This window comes from Leucobacter sp. GX0328, assembly GCF_053567315.1.
Map to the genome: position 1 here is coordinate 346980 of NZ_JBSGPC010000002.1, position 21022 is coordinate 368001.

General features: G+C 72.1%; 16 protein-coding genes. 15 read left to right on the forward strand and 1 reads right to left on the reverse strand.

Annotated features, from left to right (window positions below; all coding sequences use genetic code 11):
• The first annotated feature begins 90 nt into the window (after nucleotides 1-90).
• The 9 genes from argJ (at nucleotide 91) to ACUYTF_RS09865 (ending at nucleotide 9924) form a co-directional block, all read left to right on the forward strand.
• Entirely contained in the window at nucleotides 91-1248 is a 1158-nt protein-coding gene (argJ, locus tag ACUYTF_RS09825; RefSeq protein WP_449279671.1) for a bifunctional glutamate N-acetyltransferase/amino-acid acetyltransferase ArgJ, read from the forward strand.
• A gap of 96 nt (nucleotides 1249-1344) precedes the next feature.
• Nucleotides 1345-2247: an acetylglutamate kinase gene (gene argB / locus ACUYTF_RS09830; RefSeq protein WP_434142679.1), complete on the forward strand. Its 903-nt coding sequence runs from the start codon at nucleotides 1345-1347 to the stop codon at nucleotides 2245-2247.
• A complete protein-coding gene (locus ACUYTF_RS09835) occupies nucleotides 2244-2858 on the forward strand; it encodes a prepilin peptidase (RefSeq protein ID WP_449279672.1) in 615 nt (204 codons plus the stop codon). The genes argB and ACUYTF_RS09835 overlap by 4 nt, the downstream gene beginning before the upstream one ends.
• A 29-nt stretch (nucleotides 2859-2887) precedes the next feature.
• Nucleotides 2888-3613 (forward strand): HAD-IA family hydrolase, encoded by a 726-nt coding sequence (locus ACUYTF_RS09840; RefSeq protein WP_434142681.1) that lies wholly within the window; start codon nucleotides 2888-2890, stop codon nucleotides 3611-3613.
• A complete protein-coding gene (locus ACUYTF_RS09845) occupies nucleotides 3610-6213 on the forward strand; it encodes a glycosyl hydrolase family 65 protein (RefSeq protein WP_434142682.1) in 2604 nt (867 codons plus the stop codon). The genes ACUYTF_RS09840 and ACUYTF_RS09845 overlap by 4 nt, the downstream gene beginning before the upstream one ends.
• A 145-nt stretch (nucleotides 6214-6358) precedes the next feature.
• On the forward strand, nucleotides 6359-6679 hold the full coding sequence (fdxA, locus tag ACUYTF_RS09850) for a ferredoxin (RefSeq protein WP_434142683.1): 321 nt from the start codon (nucleotides 6359-6361) through the stop codon (nucleotides 6677-6679).
• A gap of 3 nt (nucleotides 6680-6682) precedes the next feature.
• Nucleotides 6683-7789 carry a succinyldiaminopimelate transaminase gene (gene dapC, locus ACUYTF_RS09855; protein WP_449279673.1) on the forward strand — a complete coding sequence of 369 codons (1107 nt, stop codon included), beginning with the start codon at nucleotides 6683-6685 and terminating at the stop codon, nucleotides 7787-7789.
• Nucleotides 7790-8039: 250 nt separating this feature from the next.
• On the forward strand, nucleotides 8040-9647 hold the full coding sequence (locus tag ACUYTF_RS09860) for a trypsin-like peptidase domain-containing protein (RefSeq protein WP_434142685.1): 1608 nt from the start codon (nucleotides 8040-8042) through the stop codon (nucleotides 9645-9647).
• Nucleotides 9648-9663: 16 nt separating this feature from the next.
• Nucleotides 9664-9924 carry a hypothetical protein gene (locus ACUYTF_RS09865; RefSeq protein WP_434142686.1) on the forward strand — a complete coding sequence of 87 codons (261 nt, stop codon included), beginning with the start codon at nucleotides 9664-9666 and terminating at the stop codon, nucleotides 9922-9924.
• 8 nt (nucleotides 9925-9932) lie between these two features.
• On the opposite strand, the gene ACUYTF_RS09870 is transcribed toward ACUYTF_RS09865, so the two are convergent.
• Nucleotides 9933-11096: a DNA alkylation repair protein gene (locus ACUYTF_RS09870; RefSeq protein ID WP_449279674.1), complete on the reverse strand. Its 1164-nt coding sequence runs from the start codon at nucleotides 11094-11096 to the stop codon at nucleotides 9933-9935.
• A gap of 160 nt (nucleotides 11097-11256) precedes the next feature.
• Between ACUYTF_RS09870 and ACUYTF_RS09875 the strand changes: the two genes are divergently transcribed.
• From ACUYTF_RS09875 to ACUYTF_RS09900, 6 genes are all read left to right on the forward strand, one after another.
• Nucleotides 11257-13179 carry a histidine kinase gene (locus ACUYTF_RS09875; RefSeq protein WP_449279675.1) on the forward strand — a complete coding sequence of 641 codons (1923 nt, stop codon included), beginning with the start codon at nucleotides 11257-11259 and terminating at the stop codon, nucleotides 13177-13179.
• Nucleotides 13176-15305, forward strand: a complete 2130-nt coding sequence (locus ACUYTF_RS09880) for an ATP-binding protein (RefSeq protein ID WP_449279676.1) — start codon at nucleotides 13176-13178, stop codon at nucleotides 15303-15305. Before ACUYTF_RS09875 ends, ACUYTF_RS09880 begins: the two co-directional genes overlap by 4 nt.
• A 28-nt stretch (nucleotides 15306-15333) precedes the next feature.
• Nucleotides 15334-16008 (forward strand): response regulator, encoded by a 675-nt coding sequence (locus ACUYTF_RS09885; RefSeq protein ID WP_434142690.1) that lies wholly within the window; start codon nucleotides 15334-15336, stop codon nucleotides 16006-16008.
• A gap of 257 nt (nucleotides 16009-16265) precedes the next feature.
• Nucleotides 16266-17018, forward strand: a complete 753-nt coding sequence (locus ACUYTF_RS09890; RefSeq protein WP_449279677.1) for a hypothetical protein — start codon at nucleotides 16266-16268, stop codon at nucleotides 17016-17018.
• Entirely contained in the window at nucleotides 17015-17590 is a 576-nt protein-coding gene (locus tag ACUYTF_RS09895; protein WP_449279678.1) for a hypothetical protein, read from the forward strand. Before ACUYTF_RS09890 ends, ACUYTF_RS09895 begins: the two co-directional genes overlap by 4 nt.
• A 21-nt stretch (nucleotides 17591-17611) precedes the next feature.
• Nucleotides 17612-21019 (forward strand): carboxypeptidase-like regulatory domain-containing protein, encoded by a 3408-nt coding sequence (locus ACUYTF_RS09900; protein ID WP_449279679.1) that lies wholly within the window; start codon nucleotides 17612-17614, stop codon nucleotides 21017-21019.
• The last annotated feature ends 3 nt before the right edge of the window (nucleotides 21020-21022 follow it).

A 21022-nucleotide genomic window follows, 5' to 3' on the forward strand; every position in this document is an offset into this window, starting at 1 on the left:
AACCGGGCTGAATCGTCGCGATCAGCGGAGTTTCTCGCCCCTCGGCAGGATTGCCCCCAGAACCATGACCACGACGGAGGAACTGCAAGCATGAGCGTCACCGCACCGAAGGGGTTCCGTTCCGCGGGCCTCGCAGTCGGCCTGAAGTCGACCGGCAGACCCGACCTCGCCCTCGTCGTCAACGACGGCCCCGCCCCGTCGAGCGCCGTCGTGTTCACGAGCAATCGCGCGCAGGCGAACCCCATCATCTGGAGCCGGAAGGTCGCGCAGAACGGCGCGGCGCGCGCGGTCATCCTGAACTCGGGCGGGGCGAACTGCTTCACCGGCGACTTTGGCTACGAGACCACCCGGTTGACCGCCGAGGCCGTCGCCGCAGCGCTCGACGAAGCCGACGCATCGCGCATCCTCGTCTGCTCCACCGGCCTCATCGGCACCGGCGATCAGACCTTCCGCGACAAGATCGTGACCAACGTGCCCGCGCTCGCAGCGGCGCTGGCCGACAACGACACGACCGCGCCCGCCGCGATCCTCACCACCGACTCCGTCGAGAAGACCGCCGTGCACACGGGCGACGGCTGGTCGATCGGCGCGATGGCGAAGGGCGCGGGCATGCTCGCCCCGGGTCTCGCCACCATGCTCGTCGTCATCACGACCGATGCCGTCGTCGAAGCAGCGGTGCTGGACCGCGCGCTGCGCCGCGCGACCGCGGTGAGCTTCGACCGGCTCGACAGCGACGGCTGCATGTCGACGAACGACCAGGTGACGCTGCTCTCGAGCGGCGCATCGGGGATCGCTCCGGGCGAGGACGAGTTCGCCGAGGCGCTCGTCGCGGTGTGCGACAGCCTCGCCGGCCAGCTGCAGGGCGACGCCGAGGGCGCGAGCCACGATATCGACATCGAAGTGCGCGGTGCCGCGAGCGCCGCCGACGCAGTGGAGGTCGGTCGTTCGGTCGCCCGCAACAACCTCTTCAAGGCCGCGATCTTCGGCAACGACCCGAACTGGGGCCGCGTGCTCGCCGCGATCGGCACCACGAGCGCGGCTTTCGACCCCTACGCCGTCGACGTGAGCATCAACGGCGTGCGCCTGTGCCATGCCGGCGCCCCCGACCGCCCCGTCGACGAGTGCGACCTCGCGCCGCGCCGCACGCATGTCGAGATCGACCTGTTCGCGGGCGAGCACGCCGCGACCATTCGCACCAACGACCTCACCCACGACTACGTCCACGAGAACAGCGCCTATTCGAGCTGACGGCGCCGCGGCCGGGGCCCGTCGATCGCACGGAGGTGCGACGTGCCCGGCGCGCAGCACCGAAGCCCGCGCTGCACCCATGTTCAAGGAGCCGAGATGACCAGTACGACCACCGCACTCGATCGGAAGCAGGCAGCCGCGAAGGCGGGCGTGCTCATCGAGTCGCTGCCGTGGCTGAAGAAGTTCCGCGGCAAGATCATGGTGATCAAGTTCGGCGGCAACGCGATGGTCGACGACGCGCTGCTGCGGGCTTTCGCGGAGGACGTCGTCTACCTGCGCCACACCGGCATCATGCCGGTCGTCGTGCACGGCGGCGGCCCGCAGATCAACCGGATGCTCGAGCGCCTGGGCATCGAGAGCGAGTTCAAAGGAGGCTACCGCGTCACCACTCCGGAGACGATGGAGGTCGTGCGCATGGTGCTCACCGGCAAGGTGAACCCCGAACTCATCGACGAGATCAACGCGCACGGTCCGCTCGCGGCCGGCACGACGGGCGAGGACGCCGGCCTCTTCGTGGGCCGCCGCCGCCCGCCCTTCGAGGTCGACGGCGAGACCGTAGACCTCGGGCTCGTCGGCGACGTGGTCGACGTACGGCCCGGGCCCGTCCACGCGCTGCTCGAGGCGGGGCTGATCCCTGTCGTGTCATCGATCGCCCCCGACATCGACCGCCCCGGCGACTCGCTCAACGTGAACGCCGATGCGGCGGCGTCGGCGCTCGCGACGGCGCTCGGGGCCGAGAAGCTCGTCATCCTGACCGATGTCGCCGGGCTCTACGCGAACTGGCCCGACACCGACTCGCTCGTGTCGTCGATCTCGGCCGACGAGCTCGAAGCGATGCTGCCCGCGCTCGAATCGGGCATGATCCCGAAGATGCGCGCCTGCCTCGACGCCGTGCAGGGCGGGGTGCCGAAGGCCGCGATCATCGACGGGCGCGAGGCCCATTCGGTGCTGCTCGAGATCTTCACCGAACACGGGATCGGCACGGAAGTCACGCCGTGAACCCGGCCCTGGGCGCCGCCGTCTCGACGGTGCTCTGGGGTGCGGGCGTGGTCGCCTTCCTCGTGAGCACGGTCTGGCTGAGCGTCGTCGACCTTGCGACGCAGCGCCTGCCGAACCGGCTCGTGCTCGGCACGACCGTCGTCACTCTCGGGCTGCTCGCGGCCGCGGAACTCGTGATGCTGCCGACTCTTCTGGCAGCGGGGCGCTCGGGCGGGCTGCGCGCCTGGCAGGGGCTCCTCATGCTGGCGCTCGGAGCGCTGCTGCTCCTCGGCCTCTTCGCCCTGCTGTGGCGAGTCGCGCCCGGCGGCATCGGCGGCGGCGACGTGAAGATCGCGCCGCTCATCGGCGGGACGCTCGGTCTGATGGGCGGGCTCTGGGCGGTGCTCGGGGCGGTGCTCATCGCAGCCCTGTGCGCCGCGATCTGGAGCGCGATGCGCGGTGCCGCGCTGAGACGACGACGCTCGACGCGTGCGTCGGTGGCACCCGGATCCGCGCTATCGGACGCGCCTCCCGCGCCGGTCGAACCGGTCGGCATCCCATTCGCACCGTGCCTGTTCGCCGGCGCCTGGATCGCGATCGCGATCGGACCGCTCGCCGCTCGCCTCTTCTGAACGCACCGCGCCGAGGCTAGCCTGGAACGGTGACTGCAGCACTCGGACCGGAACTCGCGGGCTTCGACGCCTTCCTCTTCGACCTCGACGGGGTGATCACCCCGACGGTCGATCTGCACATGCGCGCCTGGGCGGAGACGTTCGACGCGTTCTTCCGCAGCCGAAGTCTGCCGCCGTACCGGCAAGAGGAGTACTACCTCGCGCTCGACGGCCGCCCGAGGTTCGAGGGCGTCGTCGCGCTGCTGGAGGCCCGGGGGATCCTCCTGCCGATGGGCGCCCCGGGCGAAGAGGGGCTCGACTCGGTGATCGGCATCGGCAACCTCAAGAACCGCACCTTCACCGAAGTCCTCGAGCGCGACGGCATCGAGCCGTATCCCGGATCGCTGCGCCTGCTCGACGCCCTGCGCGAGGCGGGGGCCGCGTGCGCGGTCGTGTCGAGCTCGCGCAATGCCGAGCCGGTGCTGCGGGCGTCCGGGCTGCGCGACCGATTCCTCGCCGTCGTCGACGGAGTGGTGGCCGCGCGGGAGGGGCTGCGGGGCAAACCGGCCCCCGACACCTTCGAGCGGGCGGCCGAGCTGCTCGGCACCGCCCCGACGCGCGCCGTTGTGTTCGAGGACGCGGCCTCGGGCGTCGTGGCGGGCAGGGTGGGCGGCTTCGGCCTCGTGGTCGGCGTCGACCGGGGCGCCGGGCGTGCGGCGCTCCAGGCGGCCGGTGCGGAGACGGTGGTCGACGATCTCGATAGGCTGGTGCGATGAATCCCGAGCACTTCGACTCGCCCGTGCGCGAGCTCTCGCGCGACTTCGGGGCCGACCCGTGGCGGCTCGTCGTGCACGGCGTCGACCCCGCGCTCGCGGGGCAGGATGAAACGCTGTTCGCGCTCGCCAACGGCTATCTCGGCCTGCGCGGCAACTATGAGGAGGGCCTGCCGCTCGGCGCCCACGGCACCTTCATCAACGGGCTGCACGAGACCTGGCGCATTCAGCACGCCGAGAACGCGTACGGCTTCGCCGAGCAGGGGCAGACGATCGTCAACGCCCCCGACGCGAAGACGATCCGCATCTACGTCGACGACGAGCGATTGAACCTCGAGACCTCCGACATCATCGACGTGCACCGCGCGCTCGACCTGCGCGACGGCACCCTCACGCGCACGCTCGTGTGGCTCACGCCGACGGGCAAGCGCGTGCGCGTCGAGACGCGGCGCATGGTCTCGTTCACCGACCGGCACATGGCGACCCTCGAGATGCGCGTGACGGTGCTCGACGACGACGCCGATCTCACCGTCAGCAGCCTCATCATCAATCGTCAGGATCTCAAACGGGTGACGAGTGAGACGCCGGGCGACGAGGGCGGCATGGCCGACCCGCGCAAGAGCGAGCAGCTCGGCGACCGGGTGCTCGATCTCGGACCCGTGCTGCACGATGAGCGCCGCAGCGTGCTCAGCTACCGGGTGCGCGACTCGCAGATGGCGCTCGGCGTCGGCGTCGATCACGAGTTCGATCCGGGCGTCGACGGCGCCGCGCTCGTCTTCGACGGCGTTGCCGACACCGCCGAGGCCGACACCCTCGTCGACGAATCGTCGCCCGGAGCCTGGCGCGCCCGCGTCGAGGTCTCGCCCGACCGCGTGCGCCACGCCTTCCAGGGCGTCGCCCGCCGGGGACGCACCGTGCGCCTCGTGAAGACGCTCGCCTACCACGCCTCGGCGACGGCCGGCCTGCCCGAGATGCTCGACCGCTGCGTGCACACGCTCGAGAAGACCGCCGCCGAGCCCGCGGAGGAGCGGTGGGCGAAGCAGCGCCGGTTCCTCGCCGACTTCTGGGAGCGCAGCGATGTCCGCGTCGACGCCGACCCCGGCGTGCAGCAGGCGATCCGGTGGAACCTCTTCCAGCTCGCCCAGGCGTCGGCGCGCGCCGACGGCCGCGGCATCTCCGCCAAGGGGCTGACCGGCTCGGGCTACAGCGGCCACTACTTCTGGGACACCGAGATCTACGTGCAGCCGTTCCTGTCGTACACCTCGCCGCAGTGGGCGCGCAATGCGCTGCGCTCGCGCGAGGCGATGCTCGACCAGGCGCGTGCGCGGGCCCGCACGCTCAGCGAAGACGGCGCGCTCTTCCCGTGGCGCACCATCAACGGCGAGGAGGCGAGCGCCTACTACGCCGCGGGCACGGCGGCGTACCACATCAACGCCGACATCTCGTACGCCCTCGCCCGCTATGTCGCGGCGACGGGCGATCTGGAGTTCATGCTGACGGGGGCGAGCGCGATCCCTGTCGAGACCGCGCGGCTCTGGGCGAGCCTCGGGTTCTGGCGGCACGAGCCGAACGGCGAGCGGCGCTTCCACATCCACGGCGTGACCGGCCCCGACGAGTACACCACTGTCGTGAACGACAACCTCTACACGAACGTCATGGCGCGCCTCAACCTGCGCTTCGCCGTCGAAGTGGTGCGCCGCATCGCCGCCGAAGCGCCCGACTACTCCGCACGGCTCGTCGAGCAGCTCGACCTCGACCCTGCCGAGGTCGACGAGTGGGAGCGCATCGCCGACGGCATGCACGTGCCCTACTCGGAGACCATGCGCATCCATCCGCAGGACGAGCACTTCCTCGAGCACGAGGTGTGGGACCTGGCGGCCACGCCGCCCGAGCAGAAGCCGCTGCTGCTGCATTTCCACCCGCTCGTGATCTACCGGTTCCAGGTGATCAAGCAGGCCGATGTCGTGCTCGCCCTGCTGCTCGCCAGCGACGAGTTCACCCGCGAGCAGAAGCTGCGCGACTTCGAGTACTACGACGCGCTCACCACCGGCGATTCGACGCTGTCGGCGGTCGTGCAGTCGATCATCGCGTCCGAGGTCGGGTACCGCGAACTCGCCTACCGCTACTTCGATCATGCCCTCCGCGTCGATCTCGACGACCTGCACCAGAACTCGGCCGACGGCGTGCACGTCGCGTCGGCCGGCGGCGTCTGGATGATGCTCGTGCAGGGCTTCGCCGGGATGCGCGACGCCGGGCGCACGCTGCGATTCGACCCCCGCATGCCGGCCCACTGGGGCGCCATGGACTTCTCGCTCACGTGGCGCGGATCGCGCTTCGCGGTGCGGCTCGAGCGCGAGCGCATCCGCTTCGAGATCGTCGACGGCGCCGCCCCCGTTCCGCTCGAGGTGCGGGGGAGCGGCTTCGTGCTGCGGCCGGGGGAGCCGCTCGAGGTGCCGCTCATCGACCAGGGCCCCGACCTCGGGCAGTTCCACGGACTCTCCGCCGGCATCCTGCCTCGCGAGGGCGAGACGGGCACGGCCCCGATCATCGCGCCCGGGGTGCCGTTCGTGACGACGGTCATCCCGACCCGCGAGGAGTTCTGAGCGCGGGCGCGGGCGCCGGTGCGCGCCGCGGGCAGCGGGCGGTTCGGGCGACGGGCCGCGACAGGGATCGTTCGGCCCGTGTCGTCGCGCTGCGGTCGGAGCGCCGCGAGTAGACTGGGACCACCCCGAGTGAAAGGCTGGCCTCGTGACCTATGTGATCGCACTGCCGTGCGTGGACGTGAAGGATCGCGCATGCGTCGACGAATGCCCGGTCGACTGCATCTACGAGGGTGAGCGCTCGCTCTACATCCACCCGGACGAGTGCGTCGACTGCGGCGCCTGCGAGCCCGTCTGCCCCGTCGAGGCGATCTACTACGAGGACGACCTGCCCGAGGAATGGGCCGACTACTACAAGGCGAACGTCGAGTTCTTCGACGAGATCGGTTCGCCGGGCGGAGCGGCGAAGGTCGGCGTGTACGACTTCGACCACCCGATCATCGCGGCCCTGCCGCCCCAGGCAGGCTGACCCGTGCGCGCACCGCTGCCCGAGTATCCGTGGGACGCGATGGCGCCCTACCTGGCCACCGCCGCAGAGCATCCCGAGGGGGCGCTGAACCTCTCGATCGGTTCGCCCATCGATCCGAGCCCGCAGGCGGTGCGCGACGCGCTCGCCGCAGCGACCGACGCGCACGCGTACCCCGCGACCTCGGGAGAGCCCGCGTTGCGCGAGGCGATCGCCGGATGGTTCGCGCGGCGGCGCGGGGTGGCGCTCGACGCGAACGCCGTGCTGCCGACGATCGGCTCGAAAGAGCTCGTCGCGCTCATGCCGCTGCTGCTCGGACTCGGCGCCGGCGAGGCGGTCGTGTTCCCGCGCATCGCCTACCCGAGCTATGCGATGGGGGCCGCGCTCGTCGGAGCCGACGCCGTCGCCGCCGACGACCCGACCGAATGGCCCGAGCACACCCGCCTCGTATGGGTGAACTCGCCGTCGAACCCCGACGGGCGGGTCATGGACGTCGGAGCGCTGCGCGCGGCGGTCGAACGCGCGCGCGAACTCGGAGCCGTCATCGCAGGCGACGAGTGCTACGCCGAGTTCGGCTGGGATGCGCCGTGGGACGCCGCGCCGATCCCGTCGATCCTCGATCCGAGAGTCGTCGGTGACGACCACACCGGGGTACTGAGCGTCTACTCGCTGAGCAAGCAGTCGAACCTCGCCGGCTATCGCGCGGCCTTCGTGGGCGGCGATCCCTCGCTCATCGACACACTGCTCACGGTGCGCAAGCACGCCGGGCTCATGCAGCCCGCCCCCGTTCAGGCCGCGATGATCGCCGCGCTCGGCGACGAGGCGCACGTGGCCGAGCAGCGCGCCCGCTACCGCGCCCGCCGCGACGTGCTGCTCCCGGCCCTCGAGGCCGCGGGTTATCGCGTCGAGGGCAGCGAAGCGGGCCTCTATCTCTGGGCGACGCGCGGCGTCGATGCGTGGGAGAGCGTAGCGGAGTTCGCGAATATCGGCATCGTGGTGGGCCCCGGTCATTTCTACGGCGATGCCTCGCCGCAGCATGTGCGCCTGGCGCTCACCGCGAGCGACGCCGACATCGCAGCGGCCGCCGGGCGCCTGGAGCAGAGCGCACCCTGACGCTCCCGCACAGCGTGAGCGAACACGGCGGGGCGAGAGCACACGCCGGGGACCCTCCCCGGGGTGTTCGTTCGTACCGGAGTGTTCGTTCGCAGCGATGGCCGGGCCGGGCGATGTGGCCCGGCCCCTTCGAGGACTTCGGCCCGTTCCGCATGGGACGGGCGCGCTCCTAACCTCGGTGGCGATGCGACGGATCCGTCGCACGACCGACCGCCGACTCCCGTCGGCGCGCTGCCGCAGAGGAGCTCTCATGACCGCACACCCGGATTCCGAGTCCGCGCCCGAACACGGGCGCCCGCTCCGCAGGCGCCGCCCGCGCTGCGGCATGCGCACGGCCACGACGGTGACGACGGTGCTGGCCGCCGCCCTCGCGCTGCTCACCGGTTGCGGCATGCTGCCAGGCGCCGCGGGCCAGGGCGGGGCCGAAAGCGGCGGCGGGGGAGTCGACTTCGACGGGGTGCAATCGGCGACGCTGCAGATCGAGGCGCAGGGCACCTTCGTGCACCCGGAGGTGGGCGCCTACGAGGCCGCGGGCGCCGGATCCGGCTTCCTCGTCTCGCACGACGGGCTCGCCCTCACCAACAATCACGTCGTGGTCGGAGCGGGCACGCTGAAGGTGTGGCGCGACGCCGACCGGTCGAAGGCGATGAACGCGAAGGTGCTCGGGTCGTCGGAGTGCCTCGACCTCGCCGCGATCCAGCTCGAGGAGGGCGACTACCCCTACTTCGAGTGGAAGAAGGGCGACATCTCGACGGCGGAGGAGGTCTACGCGGCCGGCTACCCGCACGGCGATCCGGATTTCACCATGACGAAGGGCATCATCTCCACCGCCCAGACCTCGTACGACAGCCCGTGGGCCTCGGTCGACGGCGTGATCGAGCACGACGCGAAGATCCGCGGCGGCAACTCCGGCGGTCCGCTCGTGACGCCGGAGGGCGAGCTCGTCGGCGTGAACTACGCGGGCAGCGACCTCACCGACGAGAACCTCGCCATCCACCGCGACGAGGTGACCGCCGTGGTGGAGCGCCTCGCCGCGGGCGAGGACGTGCTGAGCCTCGGCGTGAACGGCATGGGTCTCGTCGACGAGGAAGGCGCGGGACTGGGCATCTGGGTGTCCTCGCTCGAGTCAGGCGGCATCGCGGACAAGGCCGGGCTGAAGCCGGGAGACCTCATCACACGCATGCAAGGCGTGCCGGTGGGCGCCGACGGCACCATGGCGGCGTACTGCGACGTGCTGCGCACGCACGGGACGGACTCCTCGATCGATGTCGACGTGCTGCGGCCGTCGGAGGGCGTGTTCTACCGCGGCAAGTTCAACGGCGACGAGAAGCTCGAGCCGGTCTCCGTGCTGGGCGACGCCGGAGGTGAGAACCAGGCGACCGGCGAGTACGTGACCGTGACTGACGACAGCGGTCGGGTGAGCGTCGAGGTGCCGGCATCGTGGACCCAGGTCGACGGCACCGCGATCGTCGACGGGAGCACCGAGGTGCAGTCGATCATCGCCAGCCCCGACCTGCAGGCCTACCGCAGCGGCTGGGCCGTGCCGGGCGTCAACGTGCTCGCGTCGCAGCAGGACGTCTCCGAGGCGACGGCGCGCGATTTCGTGGAGCTCATGGCGGGCGACCTGCCCGGCCACGGCTGCACCTCGGCGGCGAGCGAGGACTACGCCGACGGCCTGCACACCGGCGTCTACGAGCTGTGGGAGAACTGCGGGCCCGAGAAGGCGAAGTTCCTCGTCGTGGGAGCGGTGGCCGACAGCGGCGAATACGTCGTGCTCGTCGCGGTGCAGGCCGTGCGGGAGTCGGACCTGGACGCCATCGACCGCGTGATCGGCAGCTTCGTCGCCGACTACAGCTGACCGGAGCGGGGTCGGCATGGGCGCGCAGGTGAGGGATCGACGCCTCGCAGTCGCCGCACTCGTGCTGGCATCGCTCACGGCGCTCGGGTGGTGGGTGCCGTTCGTGCCCGTAGCGACGGGGACGGCCGCGCTCGTGCTGGCGGTCCTGACGCTCGCGCGGCGGGGGTCCCGGCCGCTCGCGATCAGCGCGCTCGTGCTCGGCACCCCCGCGCTCCTCGCCTCGGCCTGGTGGAGTCTGTTCCTGGTCGGAGCGCTGCTCGCCGAGGCGGGACGGTGAGGGATCCCTCAACGATGCGAAGGGTCGGTCCCGCGGCGCGGCCGCGACCGATCCCTCGCCGAACGGGGCGCGGCCTCCTCCCCTCCGAACGCGAAGTCGGCTCGGTCGTGGAGCACGCCGTTGATCTGCAGCGCGAGGCCGTGGCGGCCCGGGTAGTACCTCCGGGTCGAGATCTCGCGGAAGACGTGCCTGCCCTCCACGAGTGCGCGTTCGCCCGGCGCGAGCGTGCGCTGCGCGAGCTTGAACACCTTGCGGCGCTCGTCGCCGCGTGCGCCGGGGAAGAAGAGCACGTAGTCGATCACGAGCCTGGCCTCGCTCGCTCCCCGGTTCTCGACGGCGGCGGCGAAGGCGGCCGCCCCACCGAGGGCGACCGCCTCGGGGGTGACGCGCAGCGGGGCGACCGAGAGCTCGGCCGGAGGGAAGCCGAGCAGCTCGAGCGCGCCGGAGTCGCCGCGCTTCACGAGGGTGCGCATGGCATGCCGCGCCGTGCGTTCGGCGCCGTTTCCGCCTCGGACGAGCCAGCCGCGCGCCGCCGCGACGGCGAAGGCCGAGTGCGCGCGGCTGTGGTCGTTGAGGTGGTTGGCGACCGAGCGCCGCACCGACTCCTCGGGGTCGTCGAAGAGGGCGTCGAGGATCGGCAGGGTCGGCGAGGGGTCGGTGACGAGGCGAGGGATCCGCTCGGCCCACGGCAGCAGCGGCCGACTGCCCTCGGACGCGAGCCTGCGCACGTTCCAGTCCTGATCGGCAGTCCACGAGAGCAGGTGCTCGAGCCCGCGATCGAGGTCGTGCCGCAGCAGCGGGCGGATCGCGAACTCCGAGGTCATGCGGGGCGTGAGCTCGCGCAGCACCTCCAGCGCCCCGTCGAAGCTCTCCGCCGATCCCTCATCGACTCCGCGCAGCGCGACGGCGAGCCCGACCGGCCACAGCAGCCAGCCGTCGAAGTCCGGCCGATCGAACGCGCGCCGCACCGCTGCGGCGATGACCGCGTGGTCGCCGCCGACATCGGCGAGCAGCCCCGCCGCGAGCGCCCGCGCCCTCCCGCTGAGGGAGAGGCCGTCGAGGCCCCGCGCGGTCTCGGCTGTGGCCGCGAGCGGCCGACCGGCCGCATCGCCCATGATCGACACGAGCGCCTCGGCCTGCTGCGCTCCGAGCATCTCGTCGGCGAACGGCATCCGGGCTCCCTCCGTCGTCTCCGTCTCCGTCGAAGCTAGCATGAGGAAGACATCGGTCGGCCGCCGCGCGACAACCGGGACATCTGCCCCTGCCGTCGGGCGCGCGGGCGGGGGAGGATTGAGTCGGGCGCGGCGTCGGCCGCGCGGATCGGGAGACGGTGTGGGCGAGCCGGATCGGACGCGGGCCGCGCGGCTCGGGGCAGGGGTGATCGTCGCGCTCGCCTGGCTGCCCGCGCTCTCCGCGTGCGCCGTCGGCAGCCTGTGCGGGGTCGGGTGGGAGCACGTGCTCCGCATGGTCGTGACCGCGCTCGTCTACGCCCCGGCGGCGGGCATCCTGCTCGCGATCCGGCAGCGCACTGTCGCGTCCGTCCTGACAGGGCTGGCCGTGAGCTCGAGTCTGTCTGCGCTGATGATGGTGCTCGGGCGGCTTCCCGGCACCGGGGCCCTGATCGAGGCGGCGAGCGCCGTCACCGCCTATGCCATGCATCTCTCGGAGCTGGCGGCGCTCGGCATCCTCATCTGGCTGCTCGGCGATTCGCCCCTCAGGAGGAGCGGGCTCCGGCTCGGCGCCCTCGCCATCGCGCTCGACCTCGGCATCGTCGGTGCCGGCGGGCTGTGGCAGACGGACGCCCCGCTCCCGCTCCAACTGCTGCCGCTCGGCGTCGCGCTGCTCGGCTTCCTGCTCGGGGTGTGCACCACGGTGCGGCGGTGGTGGCGCGGGCGCGGCATCGAACGGGTCGTGCTGATCTGGTTCGCGCTCGGCGCCGCCCTCCTGATCGTGAGCTATCTCACCCTGCTGCCGGGCACCGAAGCCGCGTCGAGCATCGGGACGGGTCTCTTCATCGTCGCCCAGGGCCTGCTGCCGACGGCGATCCTCGCCGCCGTGTTCGGCGGTTCGGGAACGGTGATCGACCGCCGCCTGCTCGCCGGGATCGTGTGGGCGCAGGCGCTCGCGAGCGCGATCGGCCTCTACGTGCTGCTCCACGCCGTCGCGCGCGGCCTCGGGGCGGGCGAGACGCTGGCCGGCGGTCTCGCCGCCGCGATCCTCGCGCTCGGCTTCAGCGTGATGCTCGGGGTGCTCCGCGAACTCACCGGACTCATCTTCTTCGGACCGGGGAGCAGCGTGCGGCGGATCCTCGCCCGACTCGGCGAACCCGTCTCGGCGAGCGGCGACCGCGGCGGGCTCGCCGGGCTCGCCGAGGCGCTCCGCGAGATCTGGCACCTGCGATCGGTGTCGCTGCTGGTCGGCGCCGACTCCGTCGAGATCGCGCGGGCGGGCGCCGACGGCCCGGCGGTGCTCTCGCATCGCCTCGACGCTGCGGGGGCGGCGGAAGGCGAGGGATCTGCGGCTCCGCTCTGCACCGTCGTGTGCACCGCCGACGACCCCGCGCTGCTGAGCAACCTGGTCGAGCCCATGCTGGCGAAGACCGCGGGGCTCGTGGCGGTGGCCGTGCAACTCGCGCAGGCGAATCAGGATCTGGCGGCGCTGCGGGATCGTACCCGCGGCGTGAGCCGGGAGGAGCGCCGCATGCTGCACCGCGAACTGCACGACGAGCTCGCTCCCGCCCTCGCCGGGATCGGCTTCGCGATGGCGGGCACGCGGCGGCTCATCGCCTCGGGCGTCCCCGGCGCGCCCGTGGCGCTCGAGGAGCTCCGCGCCGAACTCGCGGAGACCACCGAGGGGGTGCGCCGCCTCGCCAGGGCGCTGCTGCCAGCCGCGCTCGACGCCGGGGATCTGGACGGAGCGCTGCGCGAGCTGTCGCGTCGATTCAGTGGGGCGACGTGCGCGGTGAACGCCTCCGCTCCGGGCACCGATGAGCTCGAGGGCGAGCAGCAGGTCGCCGTCTACCTGGTCATCGCCGACACCGTCGAGATCCTCCTGCGCGAGTGCCGCCCCGCCCGGATCGGCATCGTCGCCGGAGTCGCGGGAGCGTCCGTGCGGGTGCGCCTCGACACCGATGCCGTCGGCGGCGACGCCGCCAAACGATCCCGATCGGCGATCGCGGAGCGCTGCGCGCAGGCGGCAGGCACCCTCACGGGCGACCTCGCATCCGGTCGTGCGACGGTGGTGATCCCCGTATGACCGCGTCGGGCGCTCCTCAGACGGGCGGTGTCGATCGCCGCCGGGTCGCGCTCGCCGCTGCGGTCTGGACGCTCTCCTGGGCGTTCGCGCTCGCCGCCGTCTGGATTGCGCTGGCGCACGAGCTGCCGGCACGTCCCCTGCCCGGGCTGGTGCTCGCCCGTCCGCCCGCGGAGGTGCTGGGTCTCTTCCCGGCGATCGGCCTCACGGTTGCCCTCGTCTACGGGCCGGTGTCTGCGCTGCTCCTCTCCAGGCGCGTCGGCGCGGTCGGGGCGATCCTCGCCGTGCACGCGCTCGGCTCGGGCCTCGCGGTGCTCGGCGGGCAGTGGGGGCTGCTCGGCGAGGAGCTGCCTGGGCTGCCGCTCTGGGGCCTGCTGGCCCACGCATCGGGCTGGGGCTACATCCCCGGCACATTCATGACGGCTGTTCTCCCGGTGCTCGTCACGCGCGCGCGGCTGCCGCGCTGGCAGCGCTGCCTCGTTGCGATCGGCGCGGCGAACGCCTGTGTCGCGACGGCTGCGGCGCTCGTGCACCAGTCAGCCTCGAATCCCCGCAACCCGCTCGCCCCCGGCGATGGCGCGCTCCAGTCGTCGCTGCCCGGCATCTATCTGGTGAGCTCCTTCGTCGCGGTCGGCCTGGCCCTCGTCACGGGAGGGATCCTGGCGACGCGCTGGGCGCGGGCGAGGGGCGCCGGGCGCACGGGGCTCGCCTGGCTGACGCTCGGGCACCTCTTCCTGAGCGGCAGCTACGCCGTGCTCGTGCTCCCCGCCCCGCTGCGGCTCCCGGGCGCGTTGGCGGGGGTCGCGCTGCTGGCACCGGTGCTCGGGCAGGTGATCTACCCGGCGGGCATTCTCGTCGTGGTGCTCGGGCAGGGGCTCTGGGGACAGCGCGTGGTCGTCAGCCGCATCCTCCTGTGGACCCTGCTGACGATCAGCGGCGCCGCGCTCTACCTCGCGATCGTGCTCGCCGCGCCGCGCTTCGTGCCGTGGCCCGAGGGCCTTGAGATCGCCGTTCCGATCCTCATCGCGTTGGCCATCCAGCCCCTGCGCGGGTGGATCCAGAGCCGTATCGACCGGCTCGTCTACGGCGAGGGCGCCGAGCCGGCCGCCATGCTCGCGAGGCTCGGGGCGGGGATCGGTGAGCTCGAGGCCGGGCCCGCCGGTCTCAGGGAGCTGTGCGAAGCGCTGCGCCGCGTGCTGCGCCTCGCCTCCGTCGAGGTGCGATCCGGTGTCTCGCGCACCGTCGCCATCGCAGGCGACCCCGGGGGCGCGGCCGTACGGATCCCTCTCCCCGGATCAGCCGGTGAACTGGTGGCGACGGCTCCCGTCGGGCAGCGGCTCGACCGGCGCTCGATCTCCGCGCTGCGCGATCTTGCCGGGCTCGTGGCCGCCGCCGTGCACCTGATCGACTCGAACCGGCACCTCGATGTCGCGCGCGAAGACTTCTTCGCGAGACGCGCGGGGGAGCGGAGAGCCGTGCAGCAGGAGCTGCACGACGGCCTCGGACCGGCGCTCGCGGGCATCGGATTCGGGCTCGCGGCGGTCGCGAACCTCGTCGAGACGAACCCGGGCCGGGCGGTGGAGCTGCTCGCGGAGCTCGAGCAGGACGTCGCACGGCGCACCCGCGCCGTGCGACAGCTCGCGGGAGAGGTATCCCCCTCGCCGCTCGACGGATCGTCGCTTCCCGAAGCGCTCGCCGAGCTCGCCGCCCGCTTCCGCACCGAGCGGATGGCGGTAGCCGTCGAGATCCGCCCGGAACCGCTCGCGGCAGAACTCTCCCAGGGCGTGCAAGACGCGGTCTACCTCATTGCCGCGGAGGCGCTGACGAACGCGGCGCGCCACTCCGGTGCGAAAGCGGTGCGGATCGTGCTCGAGACGCAGCCCGGCGCGCTCCGGCTCGAGGTGAGCGACGACGGACGGGGGCTGCCCGAGGCGCACGCACCCGGTGTCGGGCTGCTCTCGCTGCGGAGGCGGGCCGAGGCGTTCGGCGGGTCCATGTCGCTGACCTCGGGGCCGGAGGGCACGAGCGTGGCCGTGACGCTGCCGCTCGCGGGTGATGGGGACTCCGCGTCCTCGCCCGAGCCGGGACATCCGCCCGTGGCCGGAAGCGCGGCGCAGGGGCACAATTGAGACGACAGCAGCTGTGCGAGGAGGGCCGATGGCATCGGGCGGAACGATCGGTGTGATGGTGGTCGACGACCACCCGCTCTTCCGCCGCGGCATCATCTCCCTGCTCGACACGCTCGAGGGCGTCGAAGTCGCGGGATCGGCCGCCAATACGGAGGAGGCGATGCGCATCCTTGATGCGGTGCAGCCCGACGTCGTGCTCATGGACCTCGATCTCGGCGACGAGTCGGGCATCGATGCGACGCGGGCCATCCTGGGGCGGAAGCCCGAGACCGCGGTGCTCGTGCTCACCATGCTCGGCGATGACCGCTCCCTGCTCTCGGCGCTCGCCGCGGGCGCGCGCGGCTACCTACTCAAGGTGGCCTCGCCGACCGAGGTCGAACGGGCGATCCACGCGGTCGCCGACGGAGAGGTGCTCTTCGGTGCGGACGTGGCCGCGCGCGCCGTCTCGTTCTTCGGCAGCGGAGCCGATCGCGCAGAGGCTAGGCCCTTCCCCGAGCTCACCGACCGCGAAGTCGAGGTGCTCGACCTGGTCGCGCGCGGCCTCGACAACGGCTCCATCGCGCGCACGCTCGTGCTCACGAGCAAGACGGTGCGCAACTACGTCTACGCGATCATCACGAAGCTCGGCGCGCCCGACCGCAGCGCGCTCATCGTGATGGCGCGCGAGGCCGGCTTCGGCTCGGGCAGGCTCGCGCGCCCGTAGCGCCGCGGCGCCCACCGCTGCTCGAGCGAGGCGGAGCCGAGTCGAAATCGAGGCCCGCCGTTCGGGTTCCGACTCGCCTCGCTGCGCTCGTTCCACCGCCGGTCCGACGTCTCCGCGTCCCGGCCGCGCGTCCCCGCCGGCGTCCCGGTCCGAACGAGGACATCGGAATCTGCCGGCCCGGGACGCCCCGGCGGGATCGTGGTCATCGCAACCATCCGATCCGGGGCCCCGCGCCCCAGGCACGAAAGAGAACGAACATGACCGCACTCCCAGGTCAATCGAGCGTCGCCGCCTCCGCGCAGGCGACGCCGCCAGCCCCCGCCGCAGCCGCCAGACCGGCGAAGCAGGGCTTCACCGCGTGGCCCCTCTGGGCCTCGGCAGCCGGGGCTCTCGGCTTCGCGGGCACGATCGTCTTCGACGTGCGTCCCGATGCCGAGACGGAGGCCTGGCTCTCGGGCGAGGACTACTCGGTTACGAGCGCCGACATGCTCGGCCTGGCGGTGCTGCCCGGCCGCCTCGGCTGGACGGCGGGCCTCCTCGCGATGGCGCTGCTGCTGGTCTTCGCGGCCGTGTGGTGGAGGCGCACGCAGCGCTTCGAGCGCTCCGTCGGGGCGAAGGTCGTCGCCTTCGGCGCCATCGCCACGGCCGCTACGGGTCTGCTCGGCTACGGCTGGAAGGGCGCGCTCGCGAACTACCTCGGTCCGGAGGCCGGGCTCTACGACGAGCAGGGGCTCTTCGTCTACTACATGCTCACCGACTTCGGCGCCTACTTCCCGTGGTTCGGCGTGCTCGTCTCGGCCCTCGCGATGGCCTGGATGGCCTTCGCCGAGCGCCTCGTGTCGCGCGTGCTGGGCGTGGTCAGCGCTCTGTTCGGGCTCGGCCTGCTGGCACTCATGCTCGTCTCGGGCGTGCCGGGCATCCCTGGCACCCTCATCCAAGGCTGGCTGGTCATCGCCGGTCTCTGGCTCGCCGTCGGACGCAGCCGTATCACCGAAAGGGATCCTGCATGAGCGCCGCAGAACGGCACCGGGCCCGCGGCCCGGTGAGGGACTACGGCTCAGCCGATCCCTCGCCCCGCCTTCGACTGGGAGCCCTGATCGGATGCCTCGCCGCGGCCGGACTCCTTGCGCTCACCGGCTGCTCGGGCGGTCCGGACGCCGAGGAGAAGGCTCCGGCCGACGCGGTGGAGGAAGCGACGCTGCCCGCGGAGCCTGCGCCCGGCGTACCGGAGGAGTGCGTGGAGATCTACCCCTGGGCCACGGGTCCGGCGAGTCTCGACGACCTGGAGCTCGTGCCCGAGGGGTGGCCGGCAGCACCGGAGGGCGCGACCATCTGCACGACGCAGTCGGGCGGCGCCGTGGAGACCGCGAGCTACGTCACCGAGGTGCCGAGCGACGAGGTCTTCAGCCACTTCGAGGAGGCGCTCGCGCAGTACGCGCCGGTGCGCATCTCGGGGGACGAAAACGGCACGGGCTACGCCTCGCTCGACAGCTCCGACGGCGGAGCGTTCGGCTTCCAGATCCGCGAGGCCGAGGGCGGCTTCGTGATCGCCTTCGTCGATAACGAAGCCCCGCTCGAGTAGGGGCACGGAAAGGGATACACGATGAGGAAACGAAGAGAACCACAGGACGGGACGGGCCCCTTCGGCGCCGTGCGCGCCGAAGGAGCGTTGCAGCGCAGGGGGTTGGGAACGGGCGCCGTGCTGCTGAGCGCGGCGCTGCTGCTCGGGGGTTCTGTCCCGGCGAGCGCGAATGAGACGCCGGGCGCGGGGTCAGACGCGCAGGCCGAAGCTCAGGCGGCCGCTGAGGCTCAGGTCGCCGCTGAGGCTCAGGCCGCCGCTGAGGCTCAGGCCGAGGCCGAACGGCTGGAGCGCGAGCGGCTGACCGCCGAGCAGACGGAGGCCGAACGCCTCCGCCTCGAGGCGGAGCGCGCCGATGCCGAACAAGCCGAGGCCGAGTGGGCCGCTGCTGAGCAGGCAGCTGCTGAGCAGGCCGCCGCTGAGCAGGCCGCTGCGGAACAGACTGTCGCGTTGCAGCGGAGCGCGCCGGAAGGCGGCGCCGAACAGGAGGGAACGGGCGAGCAGACGTCGGAGGATCCCTCGCAGAACCACGACACCGACCCAGAGACTTCCGAGCCGACCGACACCGAGGGGGAGAGCGCGGAGAAACCCGCGGACGCCGAGAGCGCGGAGAAAACCGCGCAGGATGCCGGGGACTCCAAAGCCGACTTCACCGTGACCGGCATCGCTCCGGGCGAGACGCGGGTGTACCCCGAGGGCGTGCTGAACGCCGAGAAGTACAACGCGAGCGTCGCAGGGCCGGCGGGCATCGAGTTCAGGCTCGTCGCGGTGGGGCGTGAGAGCACCGACTGGTACGGGCCGGGCCAGTTCGCCCAGCTGCGCTTCATCGAGGGCTATGGGGGTCGCTTCACCGGCCTCGTGAACCTCGAAGTGCGCAACAGCGGCATCGAGGCGGCGAACGTGTTCATCGATCGCGGCTGGGAGTCCTCGGGCACGACACAGATGCGCGTCTTCGCCTCGAGCAACAGCCCCGAGCTGAAGATCTGGGGCGACCTCATGCCGATCTCCGATGGCAGGCCCATCGCCGTCACCGTCACGGTCACGGATCAGAACGGCCAGAGTCGCGTCGAAACCGTGCGCACGGAGGGCAACCAGGGGCGCTACAGCCTGGTGATGCGCGGTCTCGCCCCGGGCAGCTACACCGTGCACGCCGCTGCGCGCGTGAGCGGCGTCGCCTCATTCGACATCACCGGCGGGGGTGTGATCGCGGTCTCGGAGGCGCCGCGGCTGTTCCTCACCATGGAGCCCGAAACAGGTGCCTACGGGGGCTACTACCAGCAGCCCATGAGTGTTAGGGTCGAGGCCACCGACCCCGACGGCATCGCGACGATCCAGGGCAGGCGAGACGGTGAGCACGGCTCGTTCGCGATCCAGAACGGTTCGCGGCTGCAGTACTTCGAGGACGGTCGCCACACGCTCGAGGTGTGGGCGCGTGACACCCTCGGCAACGAGACTGCGCCCAGGCTGCTCGAGTTCGGCATCGATCAGACGAAGCCCACGATCGAGCTGGCGGGGGTGCTCGCCGATGGACGGGTCGATCAGCACGAGACCGCGGCTGCGGAGTTCAGCTGCGCCGACGCAACCGCCGGTGTCGAGAGGTGCGTCATCTCGATCGCCGGAAGACCGGCGCAAGAAATCGGCGCGGCGATCGATACCTCGGTGGCCGGGACCGTACCGTACGCGATTCTGGCCCAGGACCGGGCGGGTAACGAGCTGCGGCAGAACGGTGTGCTGGAGGTCCACGCGGGCGACGTCACCCCGCCCACCGTGGACCACGAGGTGACGCCCGAACCCAACTCGCAGGGCTGGCACCGCGGCGAGGCCGAGGTCATCCTCGACGCCCGCGACGACGACAGCGGGCTCGCCTCGCTGCAGTACCGCGTCGACGACGGCCCCTGGACCGACCCGCCCGTGCTCGGGGAGCCCGTGCGCGTGCTCGTGACGGGCGACGGCCACCACCGGGTGTGGTGGCGCGCGAGCGACGCCGCCGGCAACTCGACCGGCGAGCAGTCGGTGCCCGTGAACATCGACGCGACGCGGCCGGCGATCGACATCGATCCGACCCTCGAGGATCGCCAGGTGCCGCTCGGCGCGTCGGTGAACGCGAGCTTCGGCTGCTCCGACGCGACATCGGGCGTCGAGAGCTGCGTCGGATCGACGCCGCACGGCCACCCGCTGCCGAGCGACACGCTGGGGTGGCACAGCCTGCGCATCACGGCGAGCGACGTCGCGGGCAACACGAACGTGCGCATCGTGAACTACCAGGTCGTACCCGCCGACGCCGTGCTCGACGCGATGGCGACTCCCGACCCGGAGCGGCCCGGCGGCTGGTGGAACGGGCCGGTGGACGTGATGCTCGACCCGATCCCGCAGACCGGTGCCTCGGGCGTCGAGTGGCGGCTGACGGGCGAGCAGACCGGCAGCGGCATCACCGACGGCAGCGAGTCGATCTCGGTCGACGCGACCGGGCACACCGTGCTCAGCTACCAGGCCGTCGATGAGTACGGCCGCCGCGGTCCGGTGAAGCGGCTCGACATCCGGATCGACCGGACCGCGCCCACGGCGTCGTCGGTGCTCGACCCCGTGCCGAACGCGCGCGGCTGGCTGCGCCGTGACGCGAACATGCGGATCGAGTCGACCGATCAGGACTCGGGCGTGCAGCGGCTCGACTTCCGAGTGGGGGACGGTCCGTGGCAGGTCGCCTACCCCGGTTTCGCCGACGTGCCGCTGAGCGAAGAGGGCATCTACGCCGTCGAGTACCGCGCCACGGATCGCGCCGGTAACGAGACCGCGCTGCGCAGCCACGGTGTGCGGATCGACAAGACCGACCCGGTCGTGACGGTCGACCCCTCGATCGCGGGTGCGCGCGTCGCGCTCGGCGCCTCGTTGCCCGCAGCGTTCACCTGCGACGACGCGCTCTCGGGCGTGCTCACCTGCCAGGGGTCCGTGCCGCTCGGCCAGCCGCTGCCGACCGATACCGAAGGCGTCTTCGAGTTCACCGCGTCCGCGATCGACAACGCCGGCAACATCACGCGCGAGACCGTGCAGTACACGGTCGTCGCAGAGGAGCCGGGCGGAGATCCCGGCGGGGACCCGAACGGCGGTGCCGAAGGCGATCCGAACGGCGATCCGAACGGCGATCCGAACGGTGACCCGAACGGCGATCCGAATGGCGGTGCCGAAGGCGATCCGCACGGGGGTGCGAGCGGTGACCCCGACGGCGGTACCGGAAGCGAAGCGGGCACCTCGGCATCGGGCGCCGGTGCGAACGCCGCGGCTCGGGGAGGCGATCCCTCGCCCAAGGCCGACGGCGGGCTGGCGCGCACCGGATCCGAATCGGCGGGCCGGTTCGCGGGCGCCGCGCTCGCGCTCGCGGGGCTCGGTGCAGCGGTGATGCTGATGCTCCGCCGCCGCGACTCGCGCGCGGAGTGACCG

Excerpts from the sequence above, each read along its gene's own strand:
- ACUYTF_RS09895 (WP_449279678.1), top strand. The coding sequence starts at position 17,015 with ATGAGCGCCGCAGAACGGCACCGGGCCCGCGGCCCGGTGAGGGACTAC.
- ACUYTF_RS09900 (WP_449279679.1), top strand. The coding sequence starts at position 17,612 with ATGAGGAAACGAAGAGAACCACAGGACGGGACGGGCCCCTTCGGCGCC.
- ACUYTF_RS09885 (WP_434142690.1), top strand. The coding sequence starts at position 15,334 with ATGGCATCGGGCGGAACGATCGGTGTGATGGTGGTCGACGACCACCCG.
- ACUYTF_RS09870 (WP_449279674.1), bottom strand. The coding sequence starts at position 11,096 with ATGCCGTTCGCCGACGAGATGCTCGGAGCGCAGCAGGCCGAGGCGCTC.
- ACUYTF_RS09865 (WP_434142686.1), top strand. The coding sequence starts at position 9,664 with ATGGGCGCGCAGGTGAGGGATCGACGCCTCGCAGTCGCCGCACTCGTG.
- argJ (WP_449279671.1), top strand. The coding sequence starts at position 91 with ATGAGCGTCACCGCACCGAAGGGGTTCCGTTCCGCGGGCCTCGCAGTC.
- ACUYTF_RS09890 (WP_449279677.1), top strand. The coding sequence starts at position 16,266 with ATGACCGCACTCCCAGGTCAATCGAGCGTCGCCGCCTCCGCGCAGGCG.
- ACUYTF_RS09880 (WP_449279676.1), top strand. The coding sequence starts at position 13,176 with ATGACCGCGTCGGGCGCTCCTCAGACGGGCGGTGTCGATCGCCGCCGG.
- ACUYTF_RS09845 (WP_434142682.1), top strand. The coding sequence starts at position 3,610 with ATGAATCCCGAGCACTTCGACTCGCCCGTGCGCGAGCTCTCGCGCGAC.
- ACUYTF_RS09860 (WP_434142685.1), top strand. The coding sequence starts at position 8,040 with ATGACCGCACACCCGGATTCCGAGTCCGCGCCCGAACACGGGCGCCCG.
- argB (WP_434142679.1), top strand. The coding sequence starts at position 1,345 with ATGACCAGTACGACCACCGCACTCGATCGGAAGCAGGCAGCCGCGAAG.